At 37.7% G+C, this 17,917-nt stretch carries 19 protein-coding genes; 12 read left to right on the top strand and 7 right to left on the bottom strand.

Annotated features, from left to right (window positions below; genetic code table 11):
• Positions 1-136: 136 nt before the first annotated feature.
• The gene (locus ABC228_RS16735; RefSeq protein WP_345826365.1) at positions 137-1,000 is read left to right on the top strand and encodes a YitT family protein; all 864 of its coding nucleotides are present in this window, start codon (positions 137-139) and stop codon (positions 998-1,000) included.
• A gap of 59 nt (positions 1,001-1,059) precedes the next feature.
• On the opposite strand, the gene ABC228_RS16730 is transcribed toward ABC228_RS16735, so the two are convergent.
• Positions 1,060-1,854 (bottom strand): TIGR00266 family protein, encoded by a 795-nt coding sequence (locus ABC228_RS16730; protein WP_345826322.1) that lies wholly within the window; start codon positions 1,852-1,854, stop codon positions 1,060-1,062.
• A gap of 146 nt (positions 1,855-2,000) precedes the next feature.
• Between ABC228_RS16730 and ABC228_RS16725 the strand changes: the two genes are divergently transcribed.
• Together ABC228_RS16725 and ABC228_RS16720 are read left to right on the top strand one after the other, a co-directional pair.
• Positions 2,001-3,953 (top strand): aconitate hydratase, encoded by a 1,953-nt coding sequence (locus tag ABC228_RS16725; protein WP_345826321.1) that lies wholly within the window; start codon positions 2,001-2,003, stop codon positions 3,951-3,953.
• Between the two features lie 21 nt (positions 3,954-3,974).
• On the top strand, positions 3,975-4,151 hold the full coding sequence (locus ABC228_RS16720) for a hypothetical protein (RefSeq protein WP_345826320.1): 177 nt from the start codon (positions 3,975-3,977) through the stop codon (positions 4,149-4,151).
• Between the two features lie 51 nt (positions 4,152-4,202).
• Here ABC228_RS16720 and ABC228_RS16715 read toward each other — a convergent pair whose 3' ends face one another.
• A complete protein-coding gene (locus tag ABC228_RS16715) occupies positions 4,203-4,817 on the bottom strand; it encodes a spore coat protein (RefSeq protein WP_345826364.1) in 615 nt (204 codons plus the stop codon).
• A 241-nt stretch (positions 4,818-5,058) separates the two neighbouring features.
• Here ABC228_RS16715 and ABC228_RS16710 point away from each other — a divergent pair, with 241 nt between their 5' ends.
• Complete coding sequence (locus ABC228_RS16710) at positions 5,059-6,006, top strand: MBL fold metallo-hydrolase (protein ID WP_345826319.1); 948 nt, start codon at positions 5,059-5,061, stop codon at positions 6,004-6,006.
• Between the two features lie 435 nt (positions 6,007-6,441).
• Here the strand turns inward: ABC228_RS16710 and ABC228_RS16705 are convergent, their stop codons facing one another.
• Entirely contained in the window at positions 6,442-7,206 is a 765-nt protein-coding gene (locus tag ABC228_RS16705; RefSeq protein WP_345826318.1) for an exodeoxyribonuclease III, read from the bottom strand.
• Between the two features lie 249 nt (positions 7,207-7,455).
• Here ABC228_RS16705 and ABC228_RS16700 point away from each other — a divergent pair, with 249 nt between their 5' ends.
• The 6 genes from ABC228_RS16700 to ABC228_RS16675 are packed head-to-tail and all read left to right on the top strand — an operon-like array spanning position 7,456 to position 12,694.
• Complete coding sequence (locus ABC228_RS16700) at positions 7,456-7,845, top strand: GntR family transcriptional regulator (protein ID WP_345826317.1); 390 nt, start codon at positions 7,456-7,458, stop codon at positions 7,843-7,845.
• Positions 7,842-8,531 carry an ABC transporter ATP-binding protein gene (locus ABC228_RS16695; RefSeq protein WP_345826316.1) on the top strand — a complete coding sequence of 230 codons (690 nt, stop codon included), beginning with the start codon at positions 7,842-7,844 and terminating at the stop codon, positions 8,529-8,531. The genes ABC228_RS16700 and ABC228_RS16695 overlap by 4 nt, the downstream gene beginning before the upstream one ends.
• Entirely contained in the window at positions 8,528-9,361 is an 834-nt protein-coding gene (locus ABC228_RS16690) for a hypothetical protein (protein ID WP_345826315.1), read from the top strand. Before ABC228_RS16695 ends, ABC228_RS16690 begins: the two co-directional genes overlap by 4 nt.
• 5 nt (positions 9,362-9,366) lie before the next feature.
• Positions 9,367-10,656 (top strand): hypothetical protein, encoded by a 1,290-nt coding sequence (locus ABC228_RS16685; protein ID WP_345826314.1) that lies wholly within the window; start codon positions 9,367-9,369, stop codon positions 10,654-10,656.
• A gap of 17 nt (positions 10,657-10,673) precedes the next feature.
• Positions 10,674-11,366: an ABC transporter ATP-binding protein gene (locus ABC228_RS16680; protein WP_345826313.1), complete on the top strand. Its 693-nt coding sequence runs from the start codon at positions 10,674-10,676 to the stop codon at positions 11,364-11,366.
• Complete coding sequence (locus ABC228_RS16675) at positions 11,363-12,694, top strand: ABC transporter permease (protein WP_345826312.1); 1,332 nt, start codon at positions 11,363-11,365, stop codon at positions 12,692-12,694. Before ABC228_RS16680 ends, ABC228_RS16675 begins: the two co-directional genes overlap by 4 nt.
• 23 nt (positions 12,695-12,717) lie before the next feature.
• Here ABC228_RS16675 and ABC228_RS16670 read toward each other — a convergent pair whose 3' ends face one another.
• Both ABC228_RS16670 and ABC228_RS16665 read right to left on the bottom strand, forming a co-directional pair.
• On the bottom strand, positions 12,718-13,056 hold the full coding sequence (locus ABC228_RS16670; protein ID WP_345826311.1) for a thioredoxin family protein: 339 nt from the start codon (positions 13,054-13,056) through the stop codon (positions 12,718-12,720).
• A gap of 139 nt (positions 13,057-13,195) precedes the next feature.
• Complete coding sequence (locus ABC228_RS16665; RefSeq protein WP_345826310.1) at positions 13,196-13,747, bottom strand: CotY/CotZ family spore coat protein; 552 nt, start codon at positions 13,745-13,747, stop codon at positions 13,196-13,198.
• A 414-nt stretch (positions 13,748-14,161) separates the two neighbouring features.
• Here ABC228_RS16665 and ABC228_RS16660 point away from each other — a divergent pair, with 414 nt between their 5' ends.
• The gene (locus tag ABC228_RS16660) at positions 14,162-15,274 is read left to right on the top strand and encodes a D-alanyl-D-alanine carboxypeptidase family protein (RefSeq protein ID WP_345826309.1); all 1,113 of its coding nucleotides are present in this window, start codon (positions 14,162-14,164) and stop codon (positions 15,272-15,274) included.
• On the opposite strand, the gene ABC228_RS16655 is transcribed toward ABC228_RS16660, so the two are convergent.
• Positions 15,243-15,797 (bottom strand): hypothetical protein, encoded by a 555-nt coding sequence (locus ABC228_RS16655; protein ID WP_345826308.1) that lies wholly within the window; start codon positions 15,795-15,797, stop codon positions 15,243-15,245. The genes ABC228_RS16660 and ABC228_RS16655 overlap by 32 nt on opposite strands.
• 218 nt (positions 15,798-16,015) lie before the next feature.
• Between ABC228_RS16655 and ddlA the strand changes: the two genes are divergently transcribed.
• A complete protein-coding gene (ddlA, locus tag ABC228_RS16650) occupies positions 16,016-17,116 on the top strand; it encodes a D-alanine--D-alanine ligase (protein WP_345826307.1) in 1,101 nt (366 codons plus the stop codon).
• 107 nt (positions 17,117-17,223) lie between these two features.
• On the opposite strand, the gene ABC228_RS16645 is transcribed toward ddlA, so the two are convergent.
• Positions 17,224-17,787 (bottom strand): nitroreductase family protein, encoded by a 564-nt coding sequence (locus ABC228_RS16645; RefSeq protein ID WP_345826306.1) that lies wholly within the window; start codon positions 17,785-17,787, stop codon positions 17,224-17,226.
• Positions 17,788-17,917: the final 130 nt, after the last annotated feature.

The raw sequence follows: 17,917 nt of genomic DNA, 5'->3' as shown, positions 1-17,917 counted from the left end.
AATTTCTATTGGGAAAGTTTGGGGTTATTTCCTCTTCCTTATATAGTAGTCATTTTAGATTTTATACAATTAACTAGGAACGTATGATAGAATATTATTTGCATGTTTAGCTATAGAAAGGAACGCATAGATGAAAATGACTTCACAACGTAGAAATCTAGTAAAAGAATATTTACTTGTTATTATTGGTGCCACATTAGTGGCGTTGTCTTATAATGTATTTTTGCTACCTTCTAAACTTGCTGCGGGTGGTATCTCGGGGATAAGCACGGTTTTATATGAAGCATTTGAGCTGAGTCCTGCACTGACGCAATTTGTTATTAATATACCAATCTTTATTATTGGATGGCTTACATTAGGAAAAGATTTTGGTGGAAAAACATTAGTTGGTACATTTTGGGTGCCGTTTATTATTGGGATAACGGCAAACACTCCAGTAACCGTTACAAATCCACTTTTAGGTGCTCTTTATGGTGGAATTGTGTTAGGTGTTGGTCTTGGGATTGTCTATTTAGGAAAAGGATCTACCGGTGGGACAGCTTCGATTGCTCAAATTGTTAAGAAGTTTACTGGTATATCTAGTGGGTACTCACAACTAATAGTAGATGGAATAGTTGTGATATCTTCCATTATTGTGTTTAATTTAGAACTTACTCTTTTTGCGTTAGTTGCAATCTATATTTGCAGTAAGACAATTGATTTTGTTCAACTTCGTACTTCTGCATCAAAATTAGTTGTCATCATAACCGAAGAGGAACAGAAAGTACAAACATTAATTCGGGAAGAAATTGATCGTGGTTTAACGAAGGTGAGATCTGTAGGAGGTTATTCGAATAAGGATAAGACCCTTATCTTATGTGTAGCAGAGCAACAAGAAGCCGTGAAGTTAAAAGGTTTGCTACAGCAAGAGGATGATACGGCGTTTGTAATCTTCTTAAATGCTTCAGAAATCTTAGGCCGAGGCTTTTCTTTAGATAAATATTATGGGCAAAAACTATAAAGGATAACGAAATGAACCGCACCTAAAAACTAGGTGCGGTTTAATTCTGTCAATACTTCTTATTTTCGATCTCCGCCTAATAAATCAAATAAACCACCAGCAATGCTTCCTTCGCCTTTAGAGCCTCCTCTTTCTGGGGCTGCTGCAAATATTCTGCTTGCCAATCTGGAAAATGGTAATGATTGAATCCAGACTGTACCTGGGCCTCTTAGTGTTGCAAAAAATAAACCTTCCCCGCCAAATAAAGCGGTTTTTATACCACCGACATATTCGATATTGTAATCAACCTCTCCAGTCATCGCTACAAGACAGCCTGTATCAACACGAATGGATTCACCTGGCTGCAGCTCTCGTTTGTGAATGGTACCTCCAGCATGAACGAAAGCCATTCCATCCCCTTCTAGCTTCTGCATAATAAAACCCTCTCCACCGAAGAATCCCGTACCTATCTTACGCTGAAATTCGATACCGACTGCAACACCTTTTGCAGCAGCCAGAAAGGAGTCTTTTTGACAGACTAGCTTTCCATTCATTTCACTCAGGTCCATTGGTATGATTTTTCCCGGATATGGTGAGGCGAAAGAGACATGCTTTTTCGATACTCCTTCATTGGTAAATGCAGTCATGAATAAGCTTTCACCTGTTAGGACACGCTTTCCTGCTCCTAGAAGTTTGCCCATTAATCCACCTTGGCTAGCTGCACCATCTCCAAAAATCGTTTCCATTCGAATGTGGTCATCCATCATCATTAGGCTACCTGCTTCCGCAATTACCGTTTCTTCTGGGTCAAGCTCTACTTCTACAAATTGCATATCATCACCATACAATTTGTAATCAATCTCATGGTTGTTCATTTGCATACATCCTCTCGCAATTTATCATTACTACTTACATTTACGTATGGAAAGAATTTTAGATTCATTATTTTAGGGTCTAACTTATAAATAATTCTTTACCATTTTTCACAAACTATTAAAGAAACTAGGTAGGAGGAAGATAGATGCCGCTTAATATTACACAAAAGCTCATTCAAGACCATTTGATTTCAGGAGAGATGGTACCTGGCACTGAGATAGGGCTGAAGATTGATCAAACGCTAACACAGGATGCGACAGGTACACTTGTAATGCTAGAGCTTGAAGCCATGAAGTTAGATCGTGCCAAAACAGAGGCTTCGGCACAGTACGTAGACCATAATCTAATCCAAGAAGATAGTAAAAATCCGGATGACCACTTATTTTTACATAGTGCAACTAGAAGGTTCGGACTCTATTATAGCCGGCCAGGTAACGGGGTAAGTCACCCGGTTCATATGCAGCGTTTGGCTAAACCTGGCAAAACATTATTAGGCTCTGATAGCCATACCTGTGCGAATGGATGTATGGGAATGCTTGCAATGGGTGCTGGAGGTATTGATGTTGCCTTAGCAATTGCAGGCGAGCCGTTTTATGTGAAAATGCCTCAAGTATGGGGCATCAAGCTAACAGGGGAGATGCCAGATTGGGTTAGTGCGAAGGATGTTATTTTAGAATTATTAAAAAGACATGATGTGAAAGGTGGGGTTGGTAAGGTTATTGAGTACTACGGACCTGGTCTAGATTCATTAAGTGCCATGGATCGACATGTAATTGCAAACATGGGTGCTGAATTAGGGGCAACAGGCACTGTTTTCCCGTCCGATAAGGAGATTAAACGCTTCTTAAAGGAACAGGGTAGAGAAGATGATTGGATGGAGTTAGTGGCTGATAAAGATGCAACCTATGATATTCATGAGGAATTAAATCTGTCGGAAATCGAGCCGCTTATCGCAAAACCATCAAGTCCTGGAAATGTAGTGTCGGTTCGTGAGGTGGCAGGAACCCCTATTTATCAATCCTATGTTGGATCATCTGCTAATCCTGGCTATCGAGATTTTGCTGTGGCAGCAGAAATTGTTAAAGGTAACCATATAGCGGACGGTGTATCCTTCGACATTAATCCAACTTCTAGGCAAATGTTAACCGACCTCGTCAAGGAAGGGCATATTGCGAGTCTTCTTCAAGCGGGAGGTCGTCTACATCAAGCTGGGTGTAATGGTTGTATAGGAATGGGGCAGGCACCTGCAACAGGTAGGAATAGCTTGCGAACTACGCCGCGAAACTTTCCAGGAAGGTCGGGAACGAGAGAGGATAGTGTGTTTTTATGTAGCCCAGAAACTGCTGCAGCATCTGCGTTGAAAGGAGAGATTACTGATCCGCGATCCCTTGATATAGACTATCCAAAAGTAAAAGATCCTAAGAAACCAACAGTGGATATGAATTTATTGGATGCACCGCTACCGCTAGAAGATGCAAGAAAGGTTGAATTGCAAAAGGGACCAAATATCGCTTCCATTCCAGATATGGATGAAATGCCAGATAATATCGAAATTCCTGTTCTATTAAAAATGGGTGATAATATTTCTACTGATGAAATACTAGCTGGTGGAGCCCGTGTTTTACCATATCGTAGTAATTTACCTGAAATAAGTAAATTCACTTTTGAAATCATTGATGATACGTATTACCACCGTGGTAAAGAAACGGTTAAGCAAGGTGGACATGCAATTGTTGCTGGATTTAATTATGGACAAGGATCGAGTCGAGAGCATGCTGCACTTGCTCCTCGCTATTTAGGCTTAAGGGTTGCTTTGGTAAAGGATTTTGCCAGAATACATTGGCAAAATCTAGTTAACTTCGGTGTACTACCTGTAACATTTGTGGATGAATCCGATTATAACAAACTGGAACAGGGTGATGTTTTAGTAGGGAAAGGACTTCGAGATAAGATTAAGCAAGGGCAAGAATTCACATTAGAAATAAAAGGTAAGAATGAAGAAATAAACGTCAGACATACACTGTCTGAGAGACAGGTGGAGATAATGCTAAAAGGTGGCATTATTAATTGGGTAAAAGCACGAAATGTAACCGTATAATTAGGAAAGGATGTGTATACAATGGTTGACCGTAATCAAGAATGTAAGGCTTGTGAAGGGGTAGGAATGCTTGCGGATGATGAAGGGTGGCAATACCGATGTCCAGTGTGTCGAGGGGACGGTGCTTACTCCCAAACAGAGGCGCATCAAGAAGCAAGAGTAATGGCTGTAGATGAAAATAATCGATTATTAGATTAAAGGAAAAGGGTGTTCGACAACTCGAACACCCTTTTTAAAATCTTACTTAAATTAATGAGGTAATGTCCCTTGAATAGGTGCAAAACTGTTCATATAGTTTTGCATATCCTCTTGCTTTAATTGCGGAACTTGATAATATTGATGTTTATTTTGGTACAAGAATAATTCATAAGCCATTTCAATAACGTGTGGAATGCTATCCGCAAAAACTCTTCTCATGACAGGGTTTGTTGATTCTAGTGCTGTCATGGTAAAGGCTGATGCATTTGATTTTAAAATTCCCATCATGAAACCAGTAATACACTCGTCGTTAATTTCAGAGACAGATTGAGCTGGCTTTTTTGGTTGAGAAGGTTTCATGCCGTAAATCACATCATTGCTGGTAGCCATGTTATACGTTTGCGTTTTTGTACTTGGCTCGTTACCGGTTTTTAATGTTTCAACAATGGAATTATACGTTTGCGTTAAATATGCTTTATGCTGTTGCATCATTGTTTTTAACTGTGGATCTTGGACGTGCTGTTCATAAATAACATACTGCTCCATTCCACCGACTAAACCACCAAGTGCTTCGTGTACATCAAGTAATTCATGTCCACCATGACTTATATTTGCAGGCATTTGAGAAGTACCTGTTAGGTTTTGATTCTGCTGCTGATTATTCATATTCATCATGCTTTTAGCCTCCTTAAGAAGAATCAAGCTTATTATTTTCTTTTCCGTTTGAAATATTCGAGCCAACACATACAGAAATTGAAAGGAATATATCCTGAAATACCAATCATTGGAGCGGTTAATACTACTTTGTTAAGAAATGATAATAAAAGTCTCTCTTATTATTTTAAGAATGTAATTTTAAAAAATTATGCTACGATAGAGTAAATTAAAAAGAAGTGGAGGGAGATTTATGCAAGAAAGAGACCCAATTCAACTTCATGATAAAAGATTCGTAATAGATGGTTTTGATATGGGAATTCCATCTAGAACCGGTACCTATGTATTGGATGAGGACGATCTAACCATTATTGAAACTGGTCCAAGTCCTTCAGTTAAATATGTTAAAAAAGGATTAGAATCACTAGGCTTTTCATTGGATCAGGTTAAATACATAATTGTGACACATATCCATTTGGATCATGCTGGCGGGGCTGGATTATTATTAAAGGAGTGCCCGAATGCAACAGTTGTGGTTCATTCACGGGGGAAAAGACACCTTGTAGAACCAAGGAAGTTAGCAGCGGGAGCCCGAGCTATTTATGGAGACAGCTTCTCCGAGTTTTTCGATCCAATAGTTCCAATCCCTGAGGAGAGATTAATCGAAAAGGGGGAAGGAGACTTCCTTCAAATTGGTCCAAATTGTACACTCCAATTCCTTGATACACCAGGACATGCAAAGCATCATTTAAGCATCTATGATCCTGTAACGAATGGAATGTTTACTGGGGATACTGTTGGAATCCGTTATGAGCAACTGGTTCATGAAGGGGTGGATTTGTTTTTACCAACGACATCACCAAATCATTTTGACCCAAGTGCGATGCATGAATCGATCGAGCGAATGTTAGAGATGAATTTAGATTATATTTTCTATGGTCATTTTGGTATGACGGAGAAGACGACAGTGGCTTTACATCAAGTGTCAGAGTGGCTAGATATATTTGTTGAAGAAGGGCAGCAAGCGATTGCTGAAGGAAAAGGCTATGACATACTCGCCGAGCGCTTATTGAATCGAGTGAAGGAGCATCTTAGTCATCTTACTATTCCAGGCGATCACCATGTTTATGTATTAATCAATTTGGATATGCAGGTGAGTGCACTTGGAATCATTGACTATTTTCAGAAGATAAAGCAATAAAGCGGTTGAGACATAACCGTAAGCATATCAAGGAAGCTACGTAGAAACTTTGAAAACACTTTTTCTGTTTCATACTGTCGTAGCTTCCTTTTCTATGAGAAGAAAGGCAACGTGAGACTAGTAGCGCTTCAGTACGAGGAGGCTCACTACCGTAGTAAATTTCCGGATTCGTTAAAATGGATTGTTAACCATAGTTTTGACACAGAATCTTCCAGTTTACAATGGACTATTGGCTTTTTCGTCATGTATAAAGTCATTTGCCTTTATGACTTCTAATATTTGATGGTAAGCATCCGATACATTATTTACGTTGATTACGATCCTTTCACTTGATAAATCAACTCTCCGTTAACTATAGAATATAAAAGGCCGATGTTATCAGATAACATCGGCCTTTTTAGCAAAGGAAACACTCATGCTACATGACAGGAATCCCTAGTTAGATGATAGGTTTATGTCAAGTGCAATTGGGCAGTGGTCACTTCCTAATATAGATGCATGCACCTCTGAATCGACTAAATAATTTTCTAGTCGGTTCGATACAATAAAGTAGTCTATCCGCCAACCAATGTTTCGCTCTCTTACCGTTTTCATATAGGACCACCAAGTATAGATCCCTTCTTGATCAGGGTGAAAATAGCGAAGTGAATCGATGAAACCACCATCAAGAAAACGAGACATCTTTTCACGCTCCTCATCGGTGAATCCTGAATTTCCGTAATTTGTCTTATAATTTCTGATGTCGATTTCATGGTGAGCCACGTTTAGATCGCCACATAAAATGACAGGTTTAATTTTATCGTGCTCTTTTACATGTTCTAATAATGCATCTTCCCATTCTAGGCGTACAGCTAATCTAGCTAAATCACGCTGGGAGTTTGGTGTATAAACATTGATAAGGAAAAATTCTTCAAATTCCAAGGTGATTATTCTTCCTTCTGGTTGTGATTCGGATGTTCCTAGCCCATATTTTACCGATAGTGGCTTTTTCTTTGTAAATACAGCTGTTCCTGAATATCCTTTTCTTTCGGCATAATTCCAATATTGAAAATACCCCGGTAAATCGAGGGTGATTTGCCCTTCTTGTAGCTTTGTTTCTTGAACACAAAAAATATCAGCATCTACTTCATTAAAATAATCTAAAAATCCTTTTCGGACACAGGCGCGTAGTCCGTTTACATTCCATGATACGAGCTTCATCGAAAATCTCCTTTATATCACTGATTCTATTAATCTTTTTTTACCTTATTTATCATAACACCGATTGAAAAAGCCGTCATTGAAGGTGAATTTGGTGGTATAAAATTAGTTGTTGACAGGTAAACTGTATTAAGCATATAATACACACAGAGGTGTACTAAGTCCTTAATACATATTTTTTTGTATACAGTGTACTAAGGGGTTAATACAGTAATTGGAGATCACCAAGATAAATTGGGAGTTGTGTCTATGAATGTAAAGTTTAACAATCGAGATCCTGTTTATATTCAGGTTATCCAGCATTTCAAGGAGCAAATTGCAACGGGGGTTTTTGAGCCTGGACAGGAAATTCCATCTCGTCGGGAATTAGCGAATAGATTAAAGATTAATCCGAATACAGCTCAAAGGGCTTATAAGGAAATGGAGGAACAAGGTTTGATATATACCGAGCGAAATTTACCTAGTCGTATTACAAAAGATGAAGCTGTTATTAAAGTGGTACGAGAGGAACTAATAGTTGAAGCAGTAAATTCATTTATAGCTTCTGTCCAGTCCATTAATATTCCGTTAGATGAAGTACTAGATTTAGTGAAGAAAAAATATGAGACATTCCAGGATGAACAGGGGGAGAACTCATGATTGAGGTCAAAGAATTAAGCAAAAAATTCGGTAGAAGAAATGTACTAAAGGGAGTATCTTTTACTGCAAATAAGGGAGAGATTACGTGCTTAATTGGGATTAATGGTGTAGGTAAAACGACAATTTTAAATGCTATTATGGCACTTACACCGGTTAATGGTGGCGAAATTCTTATTGATGGTGAAAGAATTCATAAAGGAAGCTATGAAAAAATAGCATTTATTCCGGATGCTATTACCATGCTACCCCAAATGAGAATTAAGGACGCCATGCAATTTATGGCAGATTTTTATCAATCTTGGAACCAAAAACGTGCAAATGACATGCTTAAATTCTTCAAGCTGGATTTGAATGATAAGATTTCAACCCTTTCAAAGGGGAATACAGCAAAGGTTAATATGCTACTAGGTCTCGCAATGGATGTTGACTATATTCTAATGGATGAACCATTCTCTGGAATTGATATTTTCAGTAGAGAACAAATAGCGGAAGTATTCACAAGCCATCTTGTTGAAGACCGTGGGGTTATTATTACGACCCATGAGATTAATGATATCGAGCATTTAATCGATAAGGCGGTTTTATTGGATGAAGGTGTTGTGTTAAAGGAATTCAATGCAGAAGAGGTACGTGAGACCGAAGGCAAATCTGTAATTGACGTGATGAGAGAGGTGTACCAAGCATGATGCGATATATAAAGTTAGTTAATTTTGAGCTAGGTCGGTTTCTGAAAATATACCTTGTATTAGTCGGCTTGACATTGGTATTACAGCTCTTGGGTGTGTTTTTAGAAGCTAATGGATATCTGGGTGAGGTAGAGGAACTGGTTGTTAATGGAAACCTCACACAGGAGCAATTTTTACATGACTATGGATATTTTTCGTTTAATGATGTTTCACGAAGCGGCTGGTTTATTGTGCCGATATTATTCTGTATCTTAACGCTCATGATATATGTGTTTTTTATCTGGTATCGGGATTGGGTGGGTAAAAATACGTTTGCTTATCGACTACTAATGCTACCAACGGCACGAATTAATGTTTTTTATGCGAAGGCAACGGCAATATTTTTGATGGTACTCGGTCTTGTTTCGCTACAACTAGTTTATCTACCAATCGAGAATAGTGTATTAAGGATGATGGTGCCAAGCGATTTTCGGATTGATATGACCGTCGATCAAATCCTTAATGGGTTTGATAATTTACGTGTTATTTTTCCAACTTCCCTCATTCAATTCATTATCAATTATGGGATTGGATTTACGGCAGTGTTTGTCTTGTTTACTGCTATATTATTTGAACGAAGCTTTCGTTGGAAAGGAATTATACTTGGCCTGATTTTTGGGGCAGTAGCAGTGGTAGTATTTATATCACCAATTCTAGTGCAAGCATTTGTTCTTCCAGAATTCTTTTATCCTATGGAATTGTTTATTTTGGTCGTGATAACGGGATTAATCGTATTAGCAGGAACGATATGGACTAGTAATTTCTTATTGAATAAGAAGATAAGGGTGTGATTTTGATGAATATAAAGCGATACTGGAAGCTTATTTCTATTCTTGCTGTCATTGTTGTTGTTCTTACAACCTACTTTATTCAATCCAGTTTGGCAGCAAGTAGGTATCCGAATTTTGTCTTGAAAACAATAAGTGGAGATAAAAGTGAAGTAGAAAATATAACGATGTATGGTGAATATTATCAGCTAGATAGCACTTCCTCGGGATATTTAAGATTAACGAGTGAAGGTACGGAGTATTTACAAGAGCAGTCTTACTTTGAACGCCTAAATAACAAATTTGAACCAAGTGAGATAACTAGACTGCAAGATGAGTATCGCAACTTTATGCGAAGCAAGCCAGACCTTCCTGCCTTGTATTTTGAGGATGATAACGTCGTAGCTTATGCGAACTTAGAGTCAGAAGAAAGATGGGGAACCATCTATCCAGAGGATTATTATTTTGATATAGCGGTTTTCGATAAAAAAACAAATGATACGTCATCATTTGAAATAGAGATTCCAGGTCAAAAGGATTATTGGTACATGAACGTCTATGATGTTCAGGTTGTCGATGGAATGTTAAAGGTTGTAACGGATGTGTTTCATCAGGATGGAGAAACAGAAGAACATACGCTAAGTGTCTATACCTTTGATATCGCCACGCAAAAGTTGGTAGGAGATGAAACAGTGTTAACTGGTATTGGTGAAGAGTCAGAAGGAGTTATGAAGAGAACCAGCTTTACACTATTAAATGATGCTGATTTTATTGGAATTCAAACAAATCTCTTCTTAATGAAGGAGGAGAGTACGGAGACTATTATTCAATCTAAGGAAAATGAAAGTACGGATGTTGATACAGAGGTTATTGAGGATCAGGTTACGAACCGACAGGTGTATGTCTACAATCTAGCTACAAATGAAATGACGGAGCTAGCACTATCTGATGAAATCAAAACACAGATTGAAAACACGCCATTCAATTCAACCGCATTCATTGACGAGGAGTATGCATATTTTAATTTACGAACAGAAGAGAACCTGACCGTTGTCGGGTATAACATCGAAACGTTAACAGAGGAAATGAAACAAACCTTTGATTTAGCTAATTTAGGAATTACGAACCCAACTATTCGGATAAAGAACAATAATGTATACCTAGTTGAGTCACAACTGGAAGACGAGAATTCAGTTGAGGTTATAGTAGGGGATTTATTAACTGGTGACATCCTGTATGAAGGAGAAATTGTCATAGAAAATCCGACTAAGGAACAGAAAAATTATGGTTTACAGCTATACGAAATTGAAATTAAGTAATTATTGGAGGAGAAAAATTGATTACTGTTAAACAAATTAGTCACCATTTTGAATTGGGGAAAAAGGGACAAAAAACAATCTTACCAGTATTGAACGATATTACGTTTCAAGTAGATAAAGGTGAAATTGTGTCCATAGTTGGTAAAAGTGGTTCTGGTAAATCAACTTTATTAAATTTAATTAGTGGATTTATCCGTCCGACAAAAGGAGAAATTAGAATTAAGGAAGAAGTTGTTACGGATTTTTCAGAAGCTAAATTTGCAGATTTTCGCTTAAATCATATTGGATTTATTTTTCAAAGCTTTCAACTAATACCGAGTATGACTGCCTATCAAAATATTGAGCTACCGCTGATCCTAAAAGGAGAAAACGAAACCAATCGGAAACAAATCGTAGATCGTTTACTAGATAAAGTAGGCTTAGTAGATTTTAAAGATCATTATCCGAGCGAGTTATCCGGTGGACAACAGCAGCGAGTAAGTATTGCAAGGGCATTAGTACTTGAACCAGCACTCATTCTTGCTGATGAGCCTACTGGAAGTCTAGATAGTGAGACGGAAACAGAGGTTTTGGAAATTATTAAAACATTAAATAAAGAGTTAGGAATCACGTTTCTCATCATTACACATGATGAGGAAGTTGCACGAATTGGACATCGGACCATCACGATTAAAGATGGTAGTTTAATGGAGGGTGGTGTTGTTCAATGAAGCTAAAGGATCAATATCGCTTTATAAGACAAAATATCAAGAAAAATAGAGCTCGAACCTTTATGACAATCCTGGCAACTGCTATGGGATGTGCTTTTCTAATCGTACTAGCATCTGTTGGGTATGGTCTGCAACAAAGTATTGTGAAAGAGACCATGGAGCAACAAATTGTAACGCAAATTGATGTCTATGGTAAAGAAAAGGGTAATAATTATGAAGCACTAACCATGGAAGATATTGAACAGCTTGAAAAGGTTGAAAATGTGAAGGCTGTGACTAGAAAAAATCAGCTAAGGCAAATGCCAACGTACACCATTGATAATTATATTGCTGGAACAATGGCGGTTTCAACTTATTTTCCATCTGAGGTAAAGGCCGGCTTGGAGCTTTCAGAAGGAAGATTACCTGAGAATCCAAATGAGGTTGTTGTTGGATATCAATTTGCAAATGAGCTAAAGCTTGATACAGAAGAAAATGTTTATGATGAAGAAACGGGCGAAGTGAAAGAAGAGTTTCGTTATTCAGGTAACCTGGTAGGTAAAACAATCACGATGACGGTTCAAAAGGACATGGAAAGTGATGAGATAAGAGAGATTCCATTAACAGTTGTTGGGATACTTGAAGAACCAACTAAGGAATGGATGAGTGACTTAAATGTCTATATTTCTCAAGACGTTTTCGAACAAGTGGAAGCCTATACGGGTACACCTGGTGGAGAAATTGGTATTGATCCAGATACTTTGGAAAGTAATCAGGTCGAGTCGTTTGATGAGGTTCAAGTATATGCGGAAAATCTGGAAGCTGTTCAAGGTATAGTAGATGAATTAGGGGATAACAATTATGCTACTTATTCCGTTGTCAGTGAGATGAAAGAAATTAATACCTTGTTTACTATTGCAAAGGCTGGCTTAATTCTTGTCGGTACAATAGCCTTAATCATTGCCTCCATTGGAATTTATAACACGATGACAATGGCCGTGACCGAAAGAGCACCAGATATTGGAATTATGAAGGCAATTGGGGCGAATCCCAAAACAATCAAGAAAATCTTTCTATTGGAAAGTAGCTATATTGGAATTATTGGTGCCATCATTGGGACAATTGTTGCCTATTTAACGAGTATGTTAGTGAATATAGGATTACCGTTAATTTTAGAGATGGCATTCAATGACGAAATGCCTGAAGGATTGAAGTTCTCAGCTATTCCTTGGAGTCTTGTTGTTATAGCAGTAGGGATTTGTTTAGTGGTGACCATTCTATCAGGAATGCGTCCTGCAAAACGAGCAACTCAAATTGATGTATTGAAGGCAATGAGAAGAGAGATATAGTAATGGTAGTCAATGTGGTTGGATTATGGTCCAACCACATTTTTATATATTCTTTGTATTTTTTGGTCGAGTATATCGATATGAACAATGCGTGCTTCTCGAATATATTCCTTCCCTTCAACAAATAAAAGCAACACCGGAACGGTAAAAATGGAAAACCTTCCAGCAACTTCTTCTACAGTTGTGGTAGATAGATGCCCAAGTGCAATTTCAGGATATGTTGTCATTAGTTCTTTAATCTTCGGCAACAGTGCGTGACAAACACTACAATTAGGCTGCGAAATATACAAAAAAGCTAATGGATGTTCTTGGATAAATGTCTCCGTAACATATATAGAAGTTAGTTCAGTAAATTCGCGCATTATACTTCCTCCTAATCATTACTATATCCGAAGGAAGAGTATGTATCCATCTGAATGCTTCCCAAGGTGAATGAAGTTACGAGCTATAGAATGTAAATAAAAGCCTAGAACCAGAATAGGTTCTAGGCTTTTTGAGATTTTAAAAGACGTGACCGTGTCCGTGGCCGTTCCCATTATCTGCTGCAGGTGATACAGGTGTAGTCGGTGCTAGACATTGAATTGCAATGAAATGGTGTAAATCTACTGTAATACAGATACCAGTTTCAACAAAGTCTCCTGTTGCGTTTGGTGGAATGAAGTCACAGTTATCTTGTGGTGTTGGAATTAGACTTCCACCACCGCCTGAATTTGTCTCGAACTCTAATAATTCTAGTTCGACACAACAGCCCTTTTTAAATTTCTTAGCACGAAAGACTGGTGTTTCGATACAATCGAATGCTGCTCCATTACCGTTCTGTGCAACTCCGGTTGCAAAGAATAAGTCGCAATCGCCTTTACAGTACAATAGGAAGGGGATTGTTGTATTGCCGTTTGCTGTTGCAGGTGATAACAAATCTCTAATGGATTGCTCGCACCCTGTCGTACAACAATTGTTATCCATTGCTGCTGCTACTTCGTCCTGTGCCTTCACAATTTTACGGACAACATCACAAACACATTCACCAGATTGTTTGCCATGTGAACAACTCATGCTTTATCGCTCCTTTTCATATACGAATAGTTAATACACTATAATCTATGTTGGATAAAGTATCATGGTTGTTTAATAGTCTATTTCTAGTAAAAATAAGAAAGGTATCCTATAAAAAAAGGAAAATGTGTTGTTGTATCAAGTCATCTGCCAACACAGTAAAGGCAGAAATGAATAGACTTTTAGTAATTCTACTCAAAGACTATACTAGATTTTAGCCTCCTAACCCATGTTATGGAAGCCAGCTGGTCACTGGCTTCTTTTTTTTGGTATTACGCCATCGTAACAATCGTTAAATAAAGATTACAGCTTCTTTAATTTAACTTGGCTGTAATATTAGTCTATTAAAATAGTAAACAGACCCTTGTTTTACAACAAATTAGAGATGCACATCATGGGAGGAGTTAACTGAAGATGAATCGTAGGATAATCATTATGTTAGTCATACTTTTGATACAGATAGTCACGATAGAACCAATACAGGCTGAAGAAATAAAACTACCCAAAATTAGTAGCGAGGCTGCTATCGTCATAGATCCTGCAACTAACACAGTTCTATATGAGAAAAATGCCTCCAAACAACTATATCCCGCAAGCTTAACTAAGATTGCTACGGCAATTTATGCCATAGAAAATGGTAATCTAGAAGATTTAGTGACGATAAGTGAAAATGCATATCGTACAATGGGATCAACTGTGTATCTTGAAAAAGGAGAACAATTATCGTTAAAGCGGCTTTTAGAGGGATTATTAATTAACTCTGGAAATGATGCGGCGGTTGCCATTGCGGAGCACTTAAGTGGGAGTGTAGCTGAATTTTCCAATGAATTGAATACATATTTACAGGATGTTATAGGAGTTAAGCAAACACATTTTAAGAATCCACATGGTCTATTTGATGTGGAACATGTTACGACCGCAGAGGATCTCGCTGTGATTACAGAGTATGCCATGGAAAATGAAGTATTTAGCGAAATATTTGGCACAAAAGAAATACAATGGGAAAGTAAAGGGTGGGATACAACACTTTATACACACCACAAACTTTTACGAGAAATGCCTTATCCTGGAGTGACAGGTGGTAAGACGGGTTTTATAGAAGAAGCTGGCTTCACCCTTGCAACTACAGCAAGTCGGGACAACATGAGTTTAGTGGTTATTACTATGGGGAATGCGCATCAATTAGATGCTTATCAGGATACTAAAGCTTTATTAGATTATGGATTTGAACACTTTACAAGAGATGGAGAAGCTGTGACGATTCGGAATGATCGTCAAATTAAGCTAAGAAAGCTCGAAAACACCAAGAAATTAAGGGTTGAAGATGAAAAGGCTACATCCGGATATACAGTATTGTCGAATTCGAAAGAAATGCTAACGGCAAATCGAAAAGAGTTAAGGAAAATGACTAAAATACACCATGATGTTGCCTTGGATTTTTTACTATTAGGTAGCATTTTATTATTTATTTGGTTAAAGCTGTACAGGAAAAATCTCAAAAATCATGATGATGTGTATCATGATTAATAATCAGTTCTACATCCTTTAAGAAGAAAAACAGGACTACAATGGCTGTGGCATAGAAATAAGGGTGCTTTGTTACGATTAGGAACAATTTATGATTGGTAGACGATTTTAACGAATCCTCGGTTGCGTAATGAATAAGTAATACGATCATCATCGTGAAAAAGGTTAGTAGCTTTATCAGCGTGTCTGGACTAAACATGGGAAACATATCGCCTAGCATCGCTCCCATCATACCCCCCATTAAACCAGATACACTTCCATCAACTACTGCTGCTATACCAAATGGTAACCCTGCTAAATAGCCAACTACAAGTCCAACCAGAAAGGAAAAAATGAGCATGTTTTCATTCGTAGCTAGACCAATTACTGCTCCGAATAAAAGACCAGCTAACATACCTAAGGTCATGGAGATAACCATTCCATGCATGCTAGACAAATGTTTATGATAAATCATATTTAATAGCATAACGCCTAATAACTGTAAGCTACATATAATAAGGATTAGAATTAAAACAATTGACATGATAATCCTCCCGTCAAAATGGTTGTCCGTATTTTAATGTATTCGCTCTAGAAAACAATTATGATATACCCCTATTAGGTATTTATGAATAATCCGTGATTTTTTTGGTTTTGCTACTATTAAATACAAGCTAAATTATGCTATTTTAATGTAAGGAAGCTTTTTAATTACATGACACTTCATGACTATTAGTTTGCAAATGGAAGGGACGTCCAAAATTGAAGAAAAGAAAAGTAGGAATAATTTTTGGTGGAAAGTCTGCAGAACACGAGGTTTCGCTTCAGTCTGCTAAAAATATTGTAGATGCAATCGATAAAGAAAAATATGATGTTGTTTTAGTGGGTATTGATAAAGATGGAAAGTGGCATTTAAATGATAAAACCTCTTACTTATTAAATGCGGAGAATCCAAAGCTTATTGCCTTGAATAAATCAGAGGATAATATTGCAATTGTTCCGGGTACAGCAAATAACCAGCTGATTCATGCTGAAAATGCTGTTAGTCTGGATCAACTAGATGTGGTATTTCCAATTGTTCATGGTACACTCGGAGAAGATGGTAGTCTACAAGGTATGCTGCGATTAGCAAATCTTCCTTTTGTAGGTCCAAGTGTACTAGGTTCTTCTGTGTGCATGGATAAAGATATCGCAAAAAGGCTATTACATGCAGCAGGAATTAATGTTGCAAAAGGAATAGCTGTTAAACGTTCTAATCGAGGTAAGATTAGCTTTGAGGAAGTAAGCGGCTACCTTGGTACGCCAATGTTTGTAAAACCAGCGAATCAAGGTTCATCTGTTGGCGTTAGCAAGGTAAAGACAAAAGAAGAATTTGATGCAGCTATTGAGTCAGCATTCCAATATGATCATAAAGTAGTAATTGAAGAAAATATTATCGGTCGGGAAATAGAGTGTGCGGTATTGGGGAATGACGAACCAATTGCCTCTATCCCTGGAGAGGTTTTACCTAATACTGATTTCTATTCCTATGAATCAAAATATATCGATGAAAAGGGAGCCGATTTGGCAATACCGGCAGATCTTACTGATAGCCAAGTGAAGAAAGTACAGGAAGCGGCGATCAAGGCATTTCAAACTTTAGAGTGTGAAGGCTTATCCCGTGTGGACTTTTTCCTTACCGAGAATGATGAACTTTATGTGAATGAAGTTAATACATTGCCAGGTTTTACAAAAATTAGCATGTATCCAAAACTATGGGAAATCAGTGGGATTCCATATTCAGAATTAATTAGTCGTTTGATTGAATTAGCCATTGAAAGACATCAACATGATTCAAATTTAAAAAGCACGGTTTGGGAATGATAAAAAGTCTTGTCCTATCTTATTAGGGCAAGACTTTTTTTGAACTTTTGCTGTAAATTCATTTGTGGCCCATTCGTTTCCACGGGGCATCTTCGATTATTCTAACCTTAACTAAGGTTGAAGGTTTCAAATTTCGTAGCTACTGGAAAACGTTCTTTTTTCTCCGGTTGCTCATCAAAATATCCCATATGCAAAAAGCCAATAATTCTTTCGTTTTCTTGCACTTGAAGCATGTCAGCAACGTTTGGGTCATAAATATGTGGGTTAGTCTTCCATACGACACCTAAATTTTGTTCCCAAGCTAATAACTGGAAGTTTTGGATTAGACAAGCAGCTGCACCGAAGTTTTCATCACGCATCTTTTGGTTATCTCCATCTTCCATAATGACGACTAGAATCGCGCTTGGTTCCTTCAAATAGTTTTCACGATTTTGTTGTCGTTCCAGAGGATAAGTACTCGCAATTTTCTTAGCGAAATCGTTCTTTTGATTTTCTCCGACAAATATGAATCTCCAAGGCTGCCTCATACCATGGGTAGGCGCCCAAATTGCGTCCTCTAATAATTCCAGGATGGTTTCTTCTGATACAGGCTGGCTATTATAACCCTTCTTTATCGAACGTCGTTCACGAATGATTGTAGCTAAATCCGTTTGTTGTTTTAGTATTTGCATGGAAACACCTCTTCTTCCTGTATTGTAACGTACTTTGCGATTGATAATCATTTTCAATTAACATAGTATATGATTTGAAATGGAAAAGCAACAAGCTGACTAATATTTTTGCCAAGTTGAAGCGAATTCA

It is taken from the genome of Ornithinibacillus xuwenensis, from assembly GCF_039614845.1.
GTDB classification, from domain to species: domain Bacteria; phylum Bacillota; class Bacilli; order Bacillales; family Amphibacillaceae; genus Ornithinibacillus; species Ornithinibacillus xuwenensis.
This window is presented reverse-complemented; position numbering and strand designations above follow the sequence as displayed.

Coding starts and splice junctions, on each gene's coding strand:
- ABC228_RS16705 (WP_345826318.1), bottom strand. CDS start 7,206: ATGAAGCTCGTATCATGGAATGTAAACGGACTACGCGCCTGTGTCCGA.
- ABC228_RS16695 (WP_345826316.1), top strand. CDS start 7,842: ATGATTGAGGTCAAAGAATTAAGCAAAAAATTCGGTAGAAGAAATGTA.
- ABC228_RS16665 (WP_345826310.1), bottom strand. CDS start 13,747: ATGAGTTGTTCACATGGCAAACAATCTGGTGAATGTGTTTGTGATGTT.
- ABC228_RS16660 (WP_345826309.1), top strand. CDS start 14,162: ATGAATCGTAGGATAATCATTATGTTAGTCATACTTTTGATACAGATA.
- ABC228_RS16675 (WP_345826312.1), top strand. CDS start 11,363: ATGAAGCTAAAGGATCAATATCGCTTTATAAGACAAAATATCAAGAAA.
- ABC228_RS16735 (WP_345826365.1), top strand. CDS start 137: ATGACTTCACAACGTAGAAATCTAGTAAAAGAATATTTACTTGTTATT.
- ABC228_RS16670 (WP_345826311.1), bottom strand. CDS start 13,056: ATGCGCGAATTTACTGAACTAACTTCTATATATGTTACGGAGACATTT.
- ABC228_RS16690 (WP_345826315.1), top strand. CDS start 8,528: ATGATGCGATATATAAAGTTAGTTAATTTTGAGCTAGGTCGGTTTCTG.
- ABC228_RS16730 (WP_345826322.1), bottom strand. CDS start 1,854: ATGAACAACCATGAGATTGATTACAAATTGTATGGTGATGATATGCAA.
- ABC228_RS16685 (WP_345826314.1), top strand. CDS start 9,367: ATGAATATAAAGCGATACTGGAAGCTTATTTCTATTCTTGCTGTCATT.
- ABC228_RS16700 (WP_345826317.1), top strand. CDS start 7,456: ATGAATGTAAAGTTTAACAATCGAGATCCTGTTTATATTCAGGTTATC.
- ABC228_RS16720 (WP_345826320.1), top strand. CDS start 3,975: ATGGTTGACCGTAATCAAGAATGTAAGGCTTGTGAAGGGGTAGGAATG.
- ABC228_RS16725 (WP_345826321.1), top strand. CDS start 2,001: ATGCCGCTTAATATTACACAAAAGCTCATTCAAGACCATTTGATTTCA.
- ABC228_RS16645 (WP_345826306.1), bottom strand. CDS start 17,787: ATGCAAATACTAAAACAACAAACGGATTTAGCTACAATCATTCGTGAA.
- ABC228_RS16710 (WP_345826319.1), top strand. CDS start 5,059: ATGCAAGAAAGAGACCCAATTCAACTTCATGATAAAAGATTCGTAATA.
- ABC228_RS16655 (WP_345826308.1), bottom strand. CDS start 15,797: ATGTCAATTGTTTTAATTCTAATCCTTATTATATGTAGCTTACAGTTA.
- ABC228_RS16715 (WP_345826364.1), bottom strand. CDS start 4,817: ATGAATAATCAGCAGCAGAATCAAAACCTAACAGGTACTTCTCAAATG.